General features: G+C 55.8%; 13 protein-coding genes and 1 CRISPR repeat array. Of the genes, 8 read left to right on the top strand and 5 right to left on the bottom strand.

Going from position 1 to position 16,601, the window contains the following annotated elements; translation table 11 throughout:
• Positions 1 to 3 precede the first annotated feature (3 nt).
• The gene (gene clpS / locus L383_RS20745; protein WP_006174393.1) at positions 4 to 324 is read right to left on the bottom strand and encodes an ATP-dependent Clp protease adapter ClpS; all 321 of its coding nucleotides are present in this window, start codon (positions 322 to 324) and stop codon (positions 4 to 6) included.
• Between the two features lie 267 nt (positions 325 to 591).
• Between clpS and cspD the strand changes: the two genes are divergently transcribed.
• Positions 592 to 813, top strand: coding sequence for a cold shock-like protein CspD (cspD, locus tag L383_RS20750; RefSeq protein ID WP_008499993.1), 222 nt, complete (start codon positions 592 to 594; stop codon positions 811 to 813).
• A gap of 70 nt (positions 814 to 883) precedes the next feature.
• Here cspD and macB read toward each other — a convergent pair whose 3' ends face one another.
• Complete coding sequence (gene macB / locus L383_RS20755; protein ID WP_023332529.1) at positions 884 to 2,824, bottom strand: macrolide ABC transporter ATP-binding protein/permease MacB; 1,941 nt, start codon at positions 2,822 to 2,824, stop codon at positions 884 to 886.
• Complete coding sequence (gene macA, locus L383_RS20760) at positions 2,821 to 3,936, bottom strand: macrolide transporter subunit MacA (RefSeq protein ID WP_014883196.1); 1,116 nt, start codon at positions 3,934 to 3,936, stop codon at positions 2,821 to 2,823. Before macA ends, macB begins: the two co-directional genes overlap by 4 nt.
• Positions 3,937 to 4,095: 159 nt before the next feature.
• Here macA and L383_RS20765 point away from each other — a divergent pair, with 159 nt between their 5' ends.
• Complete coding sequence (locus tag L383_RS20765; protein WP_023332528.1) at positions 4,096 to 5,052, top strand: VirK/YbjX family protein; 957 nt, start codon at positions 4,096 to 4,098, stop codon at positions 5,050 to 5,052.
• On the opposite strand, the gene L383_RS20770 is transcribed toward L383_RS20765, so the two are convergent.
• Entirely contained in the window at positions 5,049 to 6,707 is a 1,659-nt protein-coding gene (locus L383_RS20770; RefSeq protein WP_014883194.1) for an ATP-dependent endonuclease, read from the bottom strand. The genes L383_RS20765 and L383_RS20770 overlap by 4 nt on opposite strands.
• A 289-nt stretch (positions 6,708 to 6,996) precedes the next feature.
• On the opposite strand from L383_RS20770, the gene aqpZ reads away from it, so the two are divergent.
• From aqpZ to hcr, 4 genes are all read left to right on the top strand, one after another.
• Positions 6,997 to 7,692, top strand: coding sequence for an aquaporin Z (gene aqpZ, locus L383_RS20775; protein WP_023332527.1), 696 nt, complete (start codon positions 6,997 to 6,999; stop codon positions 7,690 to 7,692).
• A gap of 170 nt (positions 7,693 to 7,862) precedes the next feature.
• A complete protein-coding gene (locus L383_RS20780) occupies positions 7,863 to 8,762 on the top strand; it encodes a LysO family transporter (protein ID WP_023332526.1) in 900 nt (299 codons plus the stop codon).
• A gap of 144 nt (positions 8,763 to 8,906) precedes the next feature.
• Positions 8,907 to 10,559 (top strand): hydroxylamine reductase, encoded by a 1,653-nt coding sequence (gene hcp / locus L383_RS20785; RefSeq protein ID WP_014883191.1) that lies wholly within the window; start codon positions 8,907 to 8,909, stop codon positions 10,557 to 10,559.
• A gap of 10 nt (positions 10,560 to 10,569) precedes the next feature.
• Entirely contained in the window at positions 10,570 to 11,538 is a 969-nt protein-coding gene (gene hcr, locus L383_RS20790; protein WP_023332525.1) for an NADH oxidoreductase, read from the top strand.
• 201 nt (positions 11,539 to 11,739) lie between these two features.
• A CRISPR array of direct repeats spans positions 11,740 to 13,091; the repeat unit is 28 nt; unit sequence TTTCTAAGCTGCCTGTACGGCAGTGAAC.
• A 165-nt stretch (positions 13,092 to 13,256) separates the two neighbouring features.
• On the opposite strand, the gene L383_RS20795 is transcribed toward hcr, so the two are convergent.
• Complete coding sequence (locus L383_RS20795; RefSeq protein WP_023332524.1) at positions 13,257 to 13,691, bottom strand: DoxX family protein; 435 nt, start codon at positions 13,689 to 13,691, stop codon at positions 13,257 to 13,259.
• Positions 13,692 to 13,842: 151 nt separating this feature from the next.
• Here L383_RS20795 and poxB point away from each other — a divergent pair, with 151 nt between their 5' ends.
• Positions 13,843 to 15,561: a ubiquinone-dependent pyruvate dehydrogenase gene (poxB, locus tag L383_RS20800; protein WP_023332523.1), complete on the top strand. Its 1,719-nt coding sequence runs from the start codon at positions 13,843 to 13,845 to the stop codon at positions 15,559 to 15,561.
• 38 nt (positions 15,562 to 15,599) lie between these two features.
• Positions 15,600 to 16,601 (top strand): low-specificity L-threonine aldolase, encoded by a 1,002-nt coding sequence (gene ltaE, locus L383_RS20805; RefSeq protein ID WP_023332522.1) that lies wholly within the window; start codon positions 15,600 to 15,602, stop codon positions 16,599 to 16,601.

Genomic DNA, 16,601 nt, shown 5'->3' with positions numbered 1-16,601 from the left:
TTATCAGGCCTTTTCCAGCGTACACAGCAACGGATGCTCGTTCTCCCTCGCATAGTCGTTCACCATCGCCACTTTGGTTTCCGCCACTTCTGCCGTAAAGATGCCGCAGATGGCTTTGCCTCGATAATGAACGGTAAGCATCAGTTGCGTTGCACGTTCTACATCATAAGAAAAGAACTTTTGTAGCACGTCAATAACAAATTCCATCGGCGTGTAATCATCGTTCATTAACATAACTTTATACATAGATGGCGGTTTTAGCGCGTCACGCACTTTATCTTCCGCCAGCTGGTCAAAATCCAGCCAGTCGTTGGTCTTACCCATTTTGCATAACCACTTTGAATCTACCTCAGATGTTAGATAACAATCATCTATTACTGTCATCCGCGATGTCTGTCACAAACCGTTGCAATAGCGTTAACTGCTTCAAACTTTGGTTGATTATTGTCCCATCTCCAGCGCCAAACGCTTGACGACGTCTTTCGTTTCTCTAAATTGTACAAGCGTGAGATGGCGAGGTTTTGAACAGCCCCCACTCCACCACCGGTTCATTCCATCTTAACTTATAAGATTTACGAAGGATGTCGAAGCATGGAAATGGGTACTGTTAAGTGGTTCAACAACGCCAAAGGGTTTGGCTTCATCTGCCCCGAAGGCGGCGGCGAGGATATCTTCGCTCACTATTCCACCATTCAGATGGATGGTTACAGAACGCTCAAAGCCGGGCAGTCCGTCCGGTTCGATGTACACCAGGGACCAAAAGGCAATCATGCAAGCCTTATCGTACCCATTGAAGCAGAGACGGTTGCATAGCGCTCTGTTTTATTGTGTACATCCCGCAGTCAAAATGCCAGCCCGATCGGCTGGCATTTTTATTTTCGGGTTATTCCCGAGCCAGCGCATCCACCGGATCCAGCCGCGCCGCGTTGCGGGCGGGGAGCCAGCCAAACAAAATGCCGGTAAAGGTCGAACATAAAAATGCGGTAATAATGGCGACCGGCGAGAAACCAATCTCCCACCCGGGTAAAAAGAGCTGGAGCGCGAACGCAATCATCATCGAGAGCGCAATCCCCATCGCCCCGCCGACCAGGCACACCAGCACAGCCTCAATCAGAAACTGTTGCAGTACATCACTGGCTCTGGCCCCGACCGCCATGCGGATGCCAATCTCCCGGGTACGTTCCGTGACCGACACCAGCATGATATTCATCACCCCGATGCCGCCGACGACCAGCGAGATCACCGCCACCAGCGTGAGGAACAGCTGAAGAGTACGTGTGGTCTTTTCAGCCGTTTTCAAGAGGCCGTCCATGTTCCAGGTGAAGAAATCCTTCTTCCCGTGGCGCAACGTAAGCAACCGCTCAAGCTGCTGTTCGGCCAGCGCGCTGTCGTAGCCCTCCTTCACACGCACGGTGATGGAGTTGAGCCATGACTGCCCCATGATCCGCCCGGAAATCGTGGTGTAGGGCAACCAGACGCGCAGGATCTTGCTGCTGCCAAACATCGACTGTTTCTCTTCCGCCACACCAATGACCGTGGCAGGCATGTTGCCGACCAGGATCACTTCACCGACCACACTGGCTTTATTAGGGAAGAGTTGCCTGCGCGAGTTCGCATCCAGCACCACCACCTGCGCCCTGCCCGCCAGCTGTTCGGCATTAAAGGTCGCCCCTTCGCTGAAGGTCATGCCGTAGACGTTGAAGTAGTCCCCGCTGACGCCGTTGGCGCTGGCGGCAACGTCAACATTCCCTACCCGCAGACGCAGGTTTTGCGAAACGGCTGGCGTGGCGGAGTTTACCCACGGCTGCTTCTGAATCGCTGCCAGATCGTCATACTTTAGCGCCTGCTGATACTGCGGTTCGTCGTCGCCAAAGTCCTTGCCGGGATAGACATCAATGGTATTGGTACCGATGGCGCGAATATCGGCCAGCACCAGCTGCTTGGCGGCGTCGCCCACCACCACAATCGAGACCACCGAAGCAATACCGATGATAATCCCGAGCATGGTCAGCAGGGTGCGCATTTTGTTGGCCGCCATCGCCAGCCAGGCCATGTTCAGCGCTTCACGAAAGCCGCTGGAAAATTGTCCCCAGCCGGTTGAGGCCGGCAGAGCTTCTTTCGGGGCTGCCGCTCTGGACGCACGCGGCGGCGGGTTGCTGACCAGCTCGCCGTCGTGGATCTCAATAATGCGTTCCGCCTGCGCCGCCACCTGCGGATCGTGGGTAACGATGATCACCGTGTGCCCCTGATCGCGAAGCTGGTGGAGGATCGCCATCACCTCTTCACCGGAATGGCTGTCGAGCGCCCCGGTGGGTTCATCCGCGAGGATCACCTGCCCGCCATTCATCAGCGCGCGGGCAATACTCACGCGCTGCTGCTGGCCACCGGACAGCTGCGACGGCTGGTACTCCACGCGTTCAGCCAGCCCGAGACGCGTTAACAGCGTCTTCGCACGCTCAAGACGTTTCTTCCGCTCCACGCCTGCATAGACGGCTGGCACCTCGACGTTTTGCGCCGCGTTCAGGTGTGAGAGCAGGTGGTAACGCTGGAAGATAAAACCAAAATGTTCCCGGCGCAGCTTCGCCAGCGCGTCGCCGTCGAGCGTGGAGACATCCGTCCCGGCCACGCGATAGGTCCCGCTGGTGGGTTTATCCAGGCAGCCGAGAATGTTCATCAGCGTCGATTTACCGGAGCCTGACGCGCCGACAATCGCCACCATCTCGCCCGCTTCCACGCGCAGGGAGATACCTTTCAGCACCTCCACCGGACCGTCGCCCGACGGATAGCTGCGACGGATATCCTTCAGCTCAAGCAGCGCGGTCATTTCGCGGCTCCGGGCAGGCTTTCACTGACAACCACCTCCTCACCCTCTTCCAGCCCTTTCACCACCACCACATCGGTATCATTACGCGCGCCAATCACCACTTCGCGATCGCGCGTCTCGCCGTTGCGCAGCACTTTCACTTTATAGCGATTGTCCCCGGCGGATTCGCCCAGCGCGGAGAGCGGAATGGTGAGCACGTTCTTCACGCCGGTCAGCTGGATATGCACCTGGGCAGTCATATCCAGACGCAGCACGCCCTGTGGGTTTGGCACTTCAAAACGGGCGTAGTAAAAGATAGCGTCGTTAACCTTTTCCGGCGTCGGCAGAATGTCTTTCAGCACGCCTTCATAGCGCGTCTGCGGGTCGCCAAGCACGGTAAACCAGGCATTCTGCCCAGGTTTCAGATGGATAACATCCGCCTCGGAAACCTGCGCTTTGACCAGCATAGTGCTCATATCCGCCAGCGTCAGAATGTTAGGCGCCTGCTGGGCGGCAATTACCGTCTGCCCCTGCAGCGTGGTGATCTGGGTGACTTCACCGGCCATCGGCGCAACGATTTGCGTGTAGTCGAGGTTGGTTTTCGCCGTGTCCAGCGAGGCCTGATTACGTTTGATTTGTGCGTCGATGGTGCCAATCTGCGCCTGCTTGACCGCCAGCTCCGTCGTGGCAGTATCTAAATCCTGCTTCGAAATGGCCTGGGTTTTTGCCAGCGCCTGCTGACGGGTCAGCGTGACCTGGGCCAGATTACGTTCAGCCAGCGCCTGAGCACGCTGGGCGCGCAGCTCCATCAGCGTGGCTTCCACCTCGCGGATCTGGTTCTCGGCCTGTTCAGGATCGATAACACCCAGCAACTGGCCTTTTTTTACCTTATCACCGATCTCTACCGACAGCGTTTTCAGCTGGCCGCTGACCTGAGCGCCAACGTCAACCTTGCGCAATGCATCAAGCTTACCCGTCGCCAGGACGTTTTGCTGCAGTTCGCCGGGGCGAACGATCAGTGTCCGGTACTGCGGCACCGGTGCGTTAAGCACCTGCCATAACCAGAATCCACCGACTAAAATCACGACCGCCAGCAGCAGAAATAGCGTTCTGCGTTTTCCCTTGAGGTTCATAAATATTCCAAATAAATGTTCTGGCAATAATAAATGTTGATTCTATCTAAACGACTCCTTAACGAAACCCCTGTTCTCCGAAATCGTCCTAATTTGTTGACGAGATGTTGATATTCCTCTTGTTGAAATAGTGATATTCCAAAAGATTCAGGATTTATCATGTCTTCCATCGTCGATACGCCTTATTCCCCCCTGACGCAGCCTGCCTCCGGCTGGCAGCTTTTCAAAAACCTGGCTTTGGGTAAGCTTACCCCAGGACTGGCATGGCAGAATCCGGCTTATCGGCGCAAGTTCGTGTTACGGTCGCTTGCGGCTCCCGTCACCACCTCTCGCCTGTTGACGCGCCTGGCAAAACAGCCGCGTCTGATGCAGATATTACAAGCTCAGCCGGGGCTGCCCTGCCGGATGCACCGCCCGTGGCTGACGGTGAACATGGAACGTCAGCACGCGCTGGAGTCTCTTAACTGGCACTATCAGATCATGAGCCGCCAGCTTCCGGCGACGCTGCTGCAGGGCTATCTTTCGAAGCAGGGTGCCACGCTGCTGACCTTAACCGGTAAAGATGAACAGCACTTTACCGTTCGCCTGTGTGCTGATGCGTTTATGGATAAAGAGGGAGAAGCCACCCTCGTCTTCTGCGACGATCAAAATACAGTCCTGGCGGAGATAACCTTCACGCTCTGCCCTTTTGCCGGAAAATCGACGCTGTTCATTGGCGGTTTGCAGGGCGCAAAAGCGCATGTTCCCCATGAGCGGATCCAGAAAGCGACGAAGGCCTGCCATGGGCTGTTCCCGAAACGTCTGCTGGTTGAAACCGCCATGACGCTCGGCGCCGCTTTCCCGGTCGAACAGATTGTTGCCGTCAGTAACGACACCCATATTTATCGCAGCTGGCGCTACCGCAAGAAAAAAGAGGGAAAACTGCTGGCTGATTATGACAGCTTCTGGCTCTCCCTCGGCGGTGAAAAGCAGGATAGCGGTAACTTTATGCTGCCGCTTGTCATGCCGCGTAAACCGATGGAAGAGATCGCGAGCAAAAAACGTTCCGAATATCGCCGTCGCTACGAACTGCTGGACAGCCTGATTCAGCAGGTGAATCAGGCGACCCGAGGTTAATCCGCCCTCCCGCGTGCCAGCCACAGCACGCGGGAGAACATCTTCCTCAGCAGAGTGGGCACCGCCTCCACGCCCCGCCTTCCCGCTTCCGTCGCCACTTCAATGGCGAGATCCGGTTTTGACGAACGGTGTATCGCTTTGGCGATCACGCGGCGCATGTTCATCGGAACATCGACCGGCACCATCGCAATGCGGTGGAACACATCGTCAAACCCCTGACGATACATAAAGTGCTCCATGTCCATCGCGGGGAGCATGGTTAAATGGTCGCGCTCTTCTTCCCGTTCATTATTCAGCAGGCTACGCACGGTCGAGGCATACTTTTTACCCGCCTCGTCACCGTCCACCAGCACATGCCATTCAATACCCATCCGGCGGGCAAATTTTATCAGCGGTTTTAATCCCGACTGGGCAAATTCGATCACCTTAATGCCTTCCGCATCAAAATGGTGCCCACACTGACGCGCCAGTTCGTTGATGACCCAGGTCTCCGTTTCCCCTTCCACCAGCAGCCAACAGCGGGCAAAAAGTGACGACGCGCGATTAAAACGAATATGAAACGCGATGCGCCGCCCGTCTTCGGCATTTAAACCGCCAGGCCCGAGACGGTACGCGGAGACCCGCGAAGACTCGCGCACCAGACGGCAGATATGCTCAACCGGCGTCATGGATAATAGCTCACCAGAATTGGTGGTCGTAATACGCTGGAGCGGCAGCAAATTCAGCAGATGCCACGCCACCGAGAGCATGATGGGGTGAAGCCGCGTTTCAGGATCTTCCACCAGCAGCAACGGGCGGGCATCCCGGTCAAGACGCACGGTGCCTTTAGCCTGCAAAAGTGTTGAAAACAGCCCCAGAAGAATCACCCGATGGGTACGACCGCCGGGCCGGTCGATCATCCGGTTGATGATGTCGAGATAGCGCCAGCTGCGTTGTTCATCATGAGAGCGACGGCGCATCAGCCTGTGGCGCGACTCCGATGTCCCCTGCTCGGAAAAATAGTGCTCCAGCAGTTGTACCATCGCGGACAACCCCTGGCGAATCTGACCATCGGTCAGGTTTTGCGGACGCGACACCAGCTCACGCGCCAGAAAATCCAGCTCGCGGGCGGTGACTTCCACCTCCGGCATATTCGGTACCGTGCCGTTACGGATACGCCGCATAAAGCGCGCATCACGCAACCGCAATACCGGCGTCAGGCGGGTCAGGTGGCGAGCCAAATCGTCGATGTTGTCCAGTGGGATCGGGTTGGCTTTTTCATCAAGAAACTCGCGCAGGGTCAGGACCCCTTCGTTTTCCGCCATCTCGCCTTCCAGGCGATAGAAAATCCGGTGGAAATCATCGTCACAGGGCACCCAACAGGGTGACAGCGGGCGGAAGCGACGCACGCGGTGACGGCCTGGCTCGGATTCACGGAACGTCAGGATAATATGCAGGTGCTTCTCGCGTCCCGTCACGTCCCCGGGCGGGAACCAGAAATCGTCGTGGACAAAGTGATACAGATCGTCTTCGGGGGATAGCAGTAACGTCAGCGCATCGAGCAGGCTGGACTTACCCCACGCGTTCTCGCCGATCAGGACGTTGTTCTGCTCAAGCTGCAGCGACAGGCGGTTAATACCGCGAAACCCGACAATTTCCACACGTTCGAGAAGCATAAATCCCCCGCGAAATGAACACTTTTTCCTTTAAGTTATCAGCAGTATAGCGGGAGGAATCTTGTCACGACAGCATAACATTCACCCTGACAAGAATTGGTCTATGCTCTATTTACCGCTCATTTGAACAAGGAATGACATCACATTGCCTTAAATCAAATTTATCGAATTTATTTAAGTGGCGAAGGGATGTTGTTGGTTTCTAAAATACGGGCTCTTTGAGTCGTCATCCCTTTATGGCGATATATCCCGCCCGCGGGAAAGCGCGCGGAAATTATTTGAGGTGGTTATGTTTAGAAAATTGGCTGCAGAATGTTTTGGTACATTCTGGCTGGTATTTGGTGGCTGCGGTAGCGCCGTTCTGGCAGCAGCGTTCCCGGAATTAGGCATTGGTTTTGTCGGCGTCGCGCTGGCGTTTGGCTTAACCGTATTAACCATGGCCTTCGCCGTGGGGCATATTTCCGGTGGTCATTTTAACCCGGCTGTGACGTTAGGTTTATGGGCGGGCGGTCGTTTTCCTGCTAAAGACATCATTGGCTACATCGTGGCGCAGGTGGTGGGCGGTATTATTGCGGCTGGCGTTCTGTACGTTATTGCCAGCGGTAAGGCCGGCTTTGACGCGGCCGCCAGCGGCTTCGCCTCAAACGGCTTTGGCGAGCACTCGCCGGGCGGTTACTCCATGCTGTCTGCCATCGTGATTGAAATTGTGCTGACCGCGGGCTTCCTGCTGGTGATCCACGGCGCCACCGACAAACACGCGCCTGCTGGCTTTGCCCCGATTGCTATTGGTCTGGCGCTGACGCTTATCCACCTGATTTCAATTCCGGTCACCAACACCTCCGTTAACCCGGCACGCAGTACCGCCGTCGCCATCTTCCAGGGCGGCTGGGCGCTTGAGCAGCTGTGGCTGTTCTGGGTGATGCCAATTATCGGCGGTATTCTGGGCGGCGTGCTGTATCGTACCCTGCTGGAAAAACGCGATTAATCTTTCCCTCCCTCTCCCCGTGGGAGAGGGCCGGGGTGAGGGCAACAGGCCGCACATACAAGCCGGGTAAGGCGTAGCCGCCACCCGGCTTTCTTTTGCCGCTTTACTGAATAGCCTTTATTGGGTAGTGTCTCTGGCGCTCAACAGACACTCAAAAGGACCGGCTGTTCATGTTTTCAGGACTCCTCATTATTCTGCTGCCCCTGATTGCGGGCTACCTTATTCCGCTGCGTCAGGAATCCGCATTACGGCTTATCAACCGTTTTCTCAGCGGGATTGTTTACCTCATTCTTTTCTTTATGGGGATCAGCCTGGCCTTCCTGGATAACCTGTCCGCGAATTTACTCTCCATTTTGCATTATTCAGCCGTCACGGTTACGGTTATTTTGCTGTGCAATATTGCCGCACTGCTGTGGCTGGAACGCACCATTCCCTGGAAAAACCATCACCTCCAGGAAAAGCTGCCCTCCCGTATTGCGATGGCACTTGAGTCATTAAAACTCTGCGGCGTCGTGGTGCTCGGTTTTCTTCTGGGTCTCACCGGATGGGCATTTTTACGGCACGCGACAGAAGCCAGTGAATATACCCTGATCTTCCTGCTGTTCCTGATTGGTATCCAGCTGCGAAATAACGGCATGACCCTGAAACAGATTGTCCTCAACCGTCGGGGAATGATTATTGCCGTAATGGTTGTCGCCAGCTCAATGGTGGCGGGTGTGATTAATGCTTTTATTCTCGATCTGCCGCTGAAAACCGGCCTGGCAATGGCCTCCGGATTTGGCTGGTACTCCCTTTCCGGTATTCTGCTGACTGAATCATTCGGTCCGGTGATCGGCAGCGCCGCCTTCTTTAACGATCTGGCGCGTGAGCTGATTGCCATTATGCTGATCCCGGGGCTGGTTCGCCGCAGTCGCTCTACCGCACTGGGTCTGTGCGGCGCGACCTCGATGGACTTTACCCTGCCGGTACTTCAGCGCTCAGGCGGGCTGGAAATGGTGCCCGCGGCCATCGTGCACGGCTTTATTTTGAGTTTACTGGTTCCCATTCTGATGGCGTTCTTCTCTGCCTGATACTTCTTTGGCGGTAGGGTGCCTGCCGCCAAAATTGCGCTAAATCAATCTCCCTCTATTTTGTAGCAGAAAGCGCTTTTCACCGTTCTGGCACAGGCATAACCTTAAACATGTATATCAAATATAACTTTAACAGGTGTGATTATGTTTTGTGTGCAATGTGAACAAACCATCCGTACCCCGGCAGGCAATGGCTGCTCTTACGCGCAGGGTATGTGCGGCAAAACCGCAGAAACATCAGACCTGCAGGACCTGCTGATTGCTGCCCTGCAAGGCCTTTCCGCATGGGCATTCAAAGCCCGCGAATACGGCATCGTCGACCACTACGTCGACAGCTTCGCGCCGCGCGCATTCTTTTCTACGCTGACCAACGTTAACTTTGATTCCCCTCGTATCGTCGGCTATGCCCGTGAAGCTATCGCCCTGCGTGAAGCGCTGAAAGCGCAGTGCCTGAACGCTGATGCTAACGCTCGCGTGGACAACCCGATGTCAGAACTCCAGCTGGCGAGTGATGACCTGGGCGACCTCCAGCGTCAGGCGGCAGACTTTACCCCGAATAAAGACAAAGCGGCGATTGGCGAGAACATTCTCGGCCTGCGCCTGCTGTGCCTGTACGGTCTGAAAGGCGCAGCGGCGTATATGGAGCACGCGCACGTTCTCGGTCAGTACGACAACGATATCTACGCGCAGTACCACAAAATCATGGCGTGGCTGGGTACCTGGCCTGCCGATATGAACGCCCTGCTTGAGTGCTCAATGGAAATCGGCCAGATGAACTTCCGCGTGATGAGCATTCTGGATGCCGGTGAAACCAGTACCTACGGCCACCCGACGCCAACGCAGGTCAACGTGAAGGCGACCGAGGGTAAATGTATCCTGATCTCCGGTCATGACCTGAAAGATCTCTACAACCTGCTGAAGCAGACTGAAGGCACTGGCGTCAACGTTTATACCCACGGCGAAATGCTGCCTGCGCACGGCTACCCGGAGCTGCGTAAATTCAAACATCTGATCGGTAACTACGGCAGCGGCTGGCAGAACCAGCAGGTGGAGTTCGCCCGCTTCCCTGGCCCTATCGTGATGACCTCTAACTGCATCATCGACCCTACCGTGGGCGCGTATGACGACCGCATCTGGACCCGCAGCATCGTCGGCTGGCCGGGCGTGAGCCACCTCGAAGGCGACGATTTCGGTCCGGTTATTGCCCAGGCGCAGCAGATGGCGGGCTTCCCGTACAGCGAAATTCCGCATCTGATCACCGTCGGCTTTGGCCGTGAAACCCTGCTCGGCGCCGCAGATTCGCTGATCGATCTCGTCAGCCGTGAAAAGCTGCGCCACATCTTCCTCGTCGGCGGCTGCGACGGCGCGCGCGGTGAGCGTAACTACTTCACCGATTTCGCCACCAGCGTACCGGACGATTGCCTGATCCTGACCCTGGCGTGCGGTAAATACCGTTTCAACAAGCTGGACTTCGGCAATATCGAAGGTCTGCCGCGCCTGATCGATGCGGGCCAGTGTAACGATGCTTACTCGGCCATTATTCTGGCGGTTACCCTGGCGGAGAAACTGGGCTGTGGCGTGAACGACCTGCCGCTGTCGCTGGTGCTTTCGTGGTTTGAGCAGAAAGCGATCGTCATCCTGCTGACCCTGCTCTCTCTGGGCGTGACCAACATCGTGACCGGCCCGACCGCGCCAGGCTTCCTGACGCCGGACCTGCTGGCCGTGCTGAACGAAAAATTCGGCCTGCGCTCCGTCACCAACGTTGAAGATGATATGAAGCAGCTGCTGAGCGCGTAAGGAGTTATTCATGACCATGCCAACCTCACAATGTCCGTGGAGGATGCAGGTTCATCACATCCACCAGGAGACGCCGGATGTGTGGACGCTCTCACTGATTTGCCACGATTACTATCCGTACCGTGCCGGTCAGTATGCGCTGGTCAGTGTCCGCCATTCGGCGGACACCCTGCGTGCCTACACGATCTCCTCAACGCCGGGCGTGAGCGAATACATCACGCTTACCATTCGCCGTATTGATGACGGTGCCGGCTCGCAGTGGCTGACCCGTGACGTGAAGCGCGGAGACTATATCTGGCTGTCAGACGCCCAGGGCGATTTCACCTGTGACGACAAGGCGGAAGATAAATTCCTGCTGCTGGCGGCGGGCTGTGGCGTCACGCCGATTATGTCCATGCGCCGCTGGCTGGCGAAAAACCGTCCGCAGGCCGACGTGCAGGTGATCTTTAGCGTTCGCTCTCCGGAAGATGTCATTTTTGCCGAGGAGTGGCGTAATTATCCGGTAACACTGGTGGCAGAACACAATGCGGTCCACGGTTTTGTGCCCGGCCGTCTGAGCCGCGAGCTGCTGCAAAGCGTGCCGGATATTGCGCACCGTACCGTGATGACCTGCGGCCCGGCGCCTTACATGGATACCGTCGAGAAAGAAGTGAAGGCGCTTGGCGTGACCCGCTTCTTCAAGGAGCAATTCTTCACGCCGGTAGCGGAGGCGGCAACCAGCGGGATTCAGTTTACTAAGCTACAGCCTGCGCAGACCTTCTTTGGCCGCGTGGGAACGACTTTGCTGGAGGCACTCGAAAGCAATAAGGTACCGGTAGTGGCCGCCTGCCGTGCGGGCGTATGCGGTTGCTGTAAGACGAAAGTGGTTTCAGGTGAGTACACTGTCACCAGTACCATGACGCTCTCCGACGCGGAAATTGCCGAAGGTTACGTGCTGGCGTGCTCATGCCATCCGCAGGGGGATCTGGTCCTCGCATAATCTGATGCGGTGCCCCCGTTTTTGCCGGGTGGCACTGCGTTTACCCGGCCTACCTTGTAGGGGCTGGATCGTCGTAGGCCCGGTAAGCGCTAGCGCCACCGGGCTTATAATCAGGCGGCACAGTGTTTGTGCCGAACTACATATGGTTGCTGCGTGTACGGCAGTGAACTATTGATAGATGGCGTCGTTGTATTCCGCGACTTTATAAGCTGCCTGTATTGCACTAAGCGCATCTGTGACAAGGTAAGGAGTTCAGATTGTTTTCTAAGCTGCCTGTACGGCAGTGAACGTACTGAACAGACGGAAACACAGTGTCGGACTTTTCTAAGCTGCCTGTACGGCAATGAAATCTGTTTTCGCGCCTCCGTGCAGGAGGTTTTCTTTCTAAGCTGCCTGTACGGCAGTGAACACAAACGATGTCCTTGAGGCTCGGATTAAAGATTTCTAAGCTGCCTGTACGGCAGTGAACTGAGAGTTTCGATACTCCGGACTATCGTGATTTTTCTAAGCTGCCTGTACGGCAGTGCACGATCGCGTTCATATTTGCAACATGCCTGAAGATTTCTAAGCTGCCTGTACGGCAGTGCACAGTTTTAACACCATCCCGTCCTCCGGGATTCTTTTCTAAGCTGCCTGTACGGCAGTGAACGTTTTTGTTGAGCCGGTGCAGCTCATAGCGACTTTCTAAGCTGCCTGTACGGCAGTGAACTGAGAGTTTCGATACTCCGGACTATCGTGATTTTTCTAAGCTGCCTGTACGGCAGTGCACGATCGCGTTCATATTTGCAACATGCCTGAAGATTTCTAAGCTGCCTGTACGGCAGTGCACAGTTTTAACACCATCCCGTCCTCCGGGATTCTTTTCTAAGCTGCCTGTACGGCAGTGAACGTTTTTGTTGAGCCGGTGCAGCTCATAGCGACTTTCTAAGCTGCCTGTACGGCAGTGAACAGTTGAAATGGCTGATCGTAACCCGAAGTGTAGTTTCTAAGCTGCCTGTACGGCAGTGAACCCATTCGTTCTCATGGATCAGAAGGGTTTCCTTTTCTAAGCTGCCTGTACGGCAGTGAACGACGCTATCTGCGGGTTGAACACGAACGTGCACTTTCTAAGCTGCCTGTACGGCAGTGAACGAAAAACTGCCGCTGTCGCCTGAAGTACAACATTTCTAAGCTGCCTGTACGGCAGTGAACTCACGTTTTGATATGGCCCCGTTGAAATGACTTTTCTAAGCTGCCTGTACGGCAGTGAACTACAACTACCCTCGCATCAATCAGTTAGTGCATTTCTAAGCTGCCTGTACGGCAGTGAACTCGTTCCCTTTTCTCGTGCATAACCAACCATCATTTCTAAGCTGCCTGTACGGCAGTGAACTCAGGCGTTGTGAGAGTGAACCCACTGCCAACTTTCTAAGCTGCCTGTACGGCAGTGAACGTCGAGTCTTGATTACGTGGCGGATTTTTGCATTTCTAAGCTGCCTGTACGGCAGTGAACGGCGCAGCTGACGGGTAACGCAGTGTCGGAACATTTCTAAGCTGCCTGTACGGCAGTGAACTGGAACAATCTACACCTATCACGTTGTCAGATAAAGAAATAACCTAAAAAATCGTCTCGATCCCTTTTTTCTTCACATACATTTCAGCACAATAAAATCAATAAGTTAAAAACAGCCAATAAAAAAGGGTCTATAGACCCCTTCCTTCATACCAGAGCACAAACCTCAACGCCACGCCGGTGCTTTCCCCAGCGCAAACCGCCCTGCCCCTAAAAATGCCACCGCCAGCGAGCCAATAAAGAAGTACACCAGGCTTTCAATCGCCCATGCCCCAACCTTATCGAGGGCGAGCGTTTCACCCATTCCTACCATAAGCCATGCCACAATCATCGTAAACGCCAGCATCAGCGCGGCCGGGCGCGTAAAGAGCCCGACAATAATCAACATCGGTGCCACCACTTCGCCAATCAACACGCCATAAGCGATAAACCCCGGCAACCCTTTTTCCACCAGCATGCCGCTGATAAAGCCCACGCCGCCGAATAACTTGTGCAAACCGTGAAAGAGCATCAACCCACCGACGGCAAGTCGTAACAAGAGTTTGCCAAGATCGTCGCACGATAGCTTTTCATTAACAGCAATTAACAATGATTTAACCATTTGAAATGATTCCTGTTTTCACCTGAGTCAGCACCAGATTATGCCGAATTATCGCGCAAGGAAACGCTGTTAATTGAGGGGTATTGAGCAGGCAATACAGCGACTTTCTTCTAAGCTTGTAAGCGATATCACAAAAAGGAGAAGGACACCCATGAAACAAACCGTGGCTGCATATATAGCGAAAACCCTGGAACAGGCTGGCGTGAAACGTATCTGGGGCGTAACCGGCGATTCCCTGAACGGACTGAGCGACAGCCTTAACAAAATGAAAACCATTGAATGGATGCCGACCCGCCATGAAGAGGTCGCCGCATTTGCCGCGGGAGCCGAAGCGCAGCTCACCGGTGAACTGGCCGTGTGTGCAGGCTCGTGCGGGCCAGGTAACCTGCATCTGATCAACGGTCTGTTTGACTGCCACCGTAACCACGTGCCGGTGCTGGCGATTGCCGCCCATATCCCCTCTTCCGAAATCGGTAGCGGCTATTTTCAGGAGACGCATCCGCAGGAGCTGTTCCGTGAATGCAGCCACTATTGCGAACTGGTTTCATCCCCGGAGCAGATCCCGCAGGTTCTGGCTATCGCCATGCGCAAGGCGGTGCTGAACCGCGGCGTGTCGGTGGTCGTTATCCCGGGTGATGTGGCCCTCAAGTCCGCACCAGAAGGGGCCAGCACCCACTGGTATCACGCCCCGCAGCCTGTGGTGACGCCTGCGGAAGAAGAGCTGAAAAAGCTGGCGCAGCTGCTGCGTTACTCCAGCAATATTGCCCTGATGTGCGGTAGCGGCTGCGCGGGCGCGCACAAGGAGCTACTTGAATTCGCGGGTAAGCTAAAAGCCCCCATTGTTCACGCCCTGCGCGGCAAAGAGCACGTCGAGTACGACAACCCCTACGATGTGGGAATGACCGGGCTGATCGGTTTCTCCAGCGGGTTCCACACCATGATGAACGCCGACACGCTGATTTTACTCGGTACCCAGTTCCCTTACCGCGCGTTTTACCCGACGGATGCCAAAATCATTCAGATCGATATCAATCCGGCCAGCATCGGCGCGCACAGCAAGGTGGATATGGCGCTGGTAGGCGATATCAAATCCACCCTGGCCGCCCTGCTGCCGCTGCTCGAGGAGAAAACGGATCGCGCGTTTCTTGATAAAGCCCTCAGTGACTACCGCGATGCCCGTAAGGGGCTGGACGATCTCGCCAAACCGAGCGACAAAGCCATCCACCCGCAGTACCTGGCACAGCAGATCAGCCATTTCGCTGACGACGACGCCATTTTTACCTGCGACGTCGGCACGCCAACCGTCTGGGCAGCACGCTACCTGAAGATGAACGGCAAACGCCGCCTGCTGGGTTCGTTCAACCACGGCTCGATGGCCAACGCCATGCCGCAGGCGCTGGGCGCAAAAGCGACGGCACCGGAACGTCAGGTGGTGGCCATGTGCGGCGACGGCGGGTTTAGCATGCTCATGGGTGATTTTCTCTCCGTGGTACAGATGAAGCTGCCGCTCAAAATCGTGGTCTTCAACAACAGCGTACTGGGCTTTGTGGCGATGGAGATGAAGGCCGGTGGTTATCTGACGGACGGTACCGAACTGCATGACACCAACTTCGCGCGCATTGCCGAGGCGTGCGGCATCACCGGTATTCGCGTGGAAAAAGCGTCTGACGTGGATGAAGCCCTGCAGCGCGCCTTTTCTATCGACGGTCCGGTGCTGGTGGATGTGGTAGTCGCCAAAGAAGAGCTGGCTATTCCACCGCAAATCAAGCTGGAACAGGCGAAAGGTTTTAGCCTCTATATGCTGCGCGCCATCATCAGCGGCCGAGGTGATGAAGTGATCGAACTGGCAAAAACCAACTGGCTCAGGTAAAACATTTCACGTGACCTCTTAAAATAAAGGGATGTGAAATGATTGATTTGCGTAGTGATACCGTTACCCGCCCGAGCCGTGCCATGCTCGAAGAGATGATGGCCGCCCCGGTCGGGGACGACGTCTACGGCGATGACCCGACGGTCAACGCGTTACAGCGCTATGCGGCAGAGCTGAGTGGCAAGGAGGCCGCGCTGTTCCTGTCGACCGGCACGCAGGCGAACCTCGTGGCGCTGCTCAGCCACTGCGAGCGCGGCGAAGAGTATATTGTCGGCCAGGGCGCGCATAACTATCTCTACGAAGCCGGCGGTGCGGCGGTGCTCGGCAGCATCCAGCCGCAGCCGATTGACGCCGCGCCGGACGGTACACTCCCGCTCGATAAGGTCGCGGCAAAAATCAAAGCCGACGATATTCATTTCGCCCGCACGAAACTGCTCAGTCTGGAAAATACCCACAACGGTAAAGTGCTGCCGCGCGAGTACCTGAAAGCGGCATGGGACTTCACCCGCGAGCGCAAGCTCGGCCTGCACGTTGACGGTGCGCGCATTTTTAACGCCGTAGTGGCGTACGGCTGCGAGCTGAAAGAGATTACGCAATATTGCGACTCGTTCACCATTTGCCTCTCCAAAGGGCTGGGTACGCCGGTGGGTTCCCTGCTGGTCGGCAATGCGGATTACATCAAGCGCGCCAACCGCTGGCGTAAGATGACCGGCGGCGGCATGCGCCAGGCCGGTATTCTGGCGGCGGCGGGTCTGTATGCTCTCAAAAATAACGTGGCGCGCCTGAAAGACGATCACGATAACGCCGCATGGATGGCCACACAGCTGCGCGAGATCGGAGCGGACGTGATGCGCCACGACACCAACATGCTGTTCATTCGCGTGGGCGATGACCACGCCGCTGCGCTGGGCGAATTTATGAAAGCGCGCGGCGTGCTGATCAACGCCTCTCCGGTGGTGCGTCTGGTCATGCACCTCGACGTGAACCGCGAACAGCTGGCAGAGGTGGTGAAACACTGGCAGGCGTTTTTACAGCGCTAA

Origin of the sequence: Enterobacter sp. MGH 37, assembly GCF_000534515.1 — a bacterium.
Taxonomy (GTDB): domain Bacteria; phylum Pseudomonadota; class Gammaproteobacteria; order Enterobacterales; family Enterobacteriaceae; genus Enterobacter; species Enterobacter kobei.
The sequence above is the reverse complement of the archived record's forward strand: the minus strand, read 5'-3'. Positions and strand labels throughout refer to the sequence as shown.

Excerpts from the sequence above, each read along its gene's own strand:
- hcr (WP_023332525.1), top strand. The coding sequence starts at position 10,570 with ATGACCATGCCAACCTCACAATGTCCGTGGAGGATGCAGGTTCATCAC.
- aqpZ (WP_023332527.1), top strand. The coding sequence starts at position 6,997 with ATGTTTAGAAAATTGGCTGCAGAATGTTTTGGTACATTCTGGCTGGTA.
- macB (WP_023332529.1), bottom strand. The coding sequence starts at position 2,824 with ATGACCGCGCTGCTTGAGCTGAAGGATATCCGTCGCAGCTATCCGTCG.
- L383_RS20795 (WP_023332524.1), bottom strand. The coding sequence starts at position 13,691 with ATGGTTAAATCATTGTTAATTGCTGTTAATGAAAAGCTATCGTGCGAC.
- clpS (WP_006174393.1), bottom strand. The coding sequence starts at position 324 with ATGGGTAAGACCAACGACTGGCTGGATTTTGACCAGCTGGCGGAAGAT.
- macA (WP_014883196.1), bottom strand. The coding sequence starts at position 3,936 with ATGAACCTCAAGGGAAAACGCAGAACGCTATTTCTGCTGCTGGCGGTC.
- cspD (WP_008499993.1), top strand. The coding sequence starts at position 592 with ATGGAAATGGGTACTGTTAAGTGGTTCAACAACGCCAAAGGGTTTGGC.
- L383_RS20770 (WP_014883194.1), bottom strand. The coding sequence starts at position 6,707 with ATGCTTCTCGAACGTGTGGAAATTGTCGGGTTTCGCGGTATTAACCGC.
- L383_RS20780 (WP_023332526.1), top strand. The coding sequence starts at position 7,863 with ATGTTTTCAGGACTCCTCATTATTCTGCTGCCCCTGATTGCGGGCTAC.
- ltaE (WP_023332522.1), top strand. The coding sequence starts at position 15,600 with ATGATTGATTTGCGTAGTGATACCGTTACCCGCCCGAGCCGTGCCATG.
- hcp (WP_014883191.1), top strand. The coding sequence starts at position 8,907 with ATGTTTTGTGTGCAATGTGAACAAACCATCCGTACCCCGGCAGGCAAT.
- poxB (WP_023332523.1), top strand. The coding sequence starts at position 13,843 with ATGAAACAAACCGTGGCTGCATATATAGCGAAAACCCTGGAACAGGCT.
- L383_RS20765 (WP_023332528.1), top strand. The coding sequence starts at position 4,096 with ATGTCTTCCATCGTCGATACGCCTTATTCCCCCCTGACGCAGCCTGCC.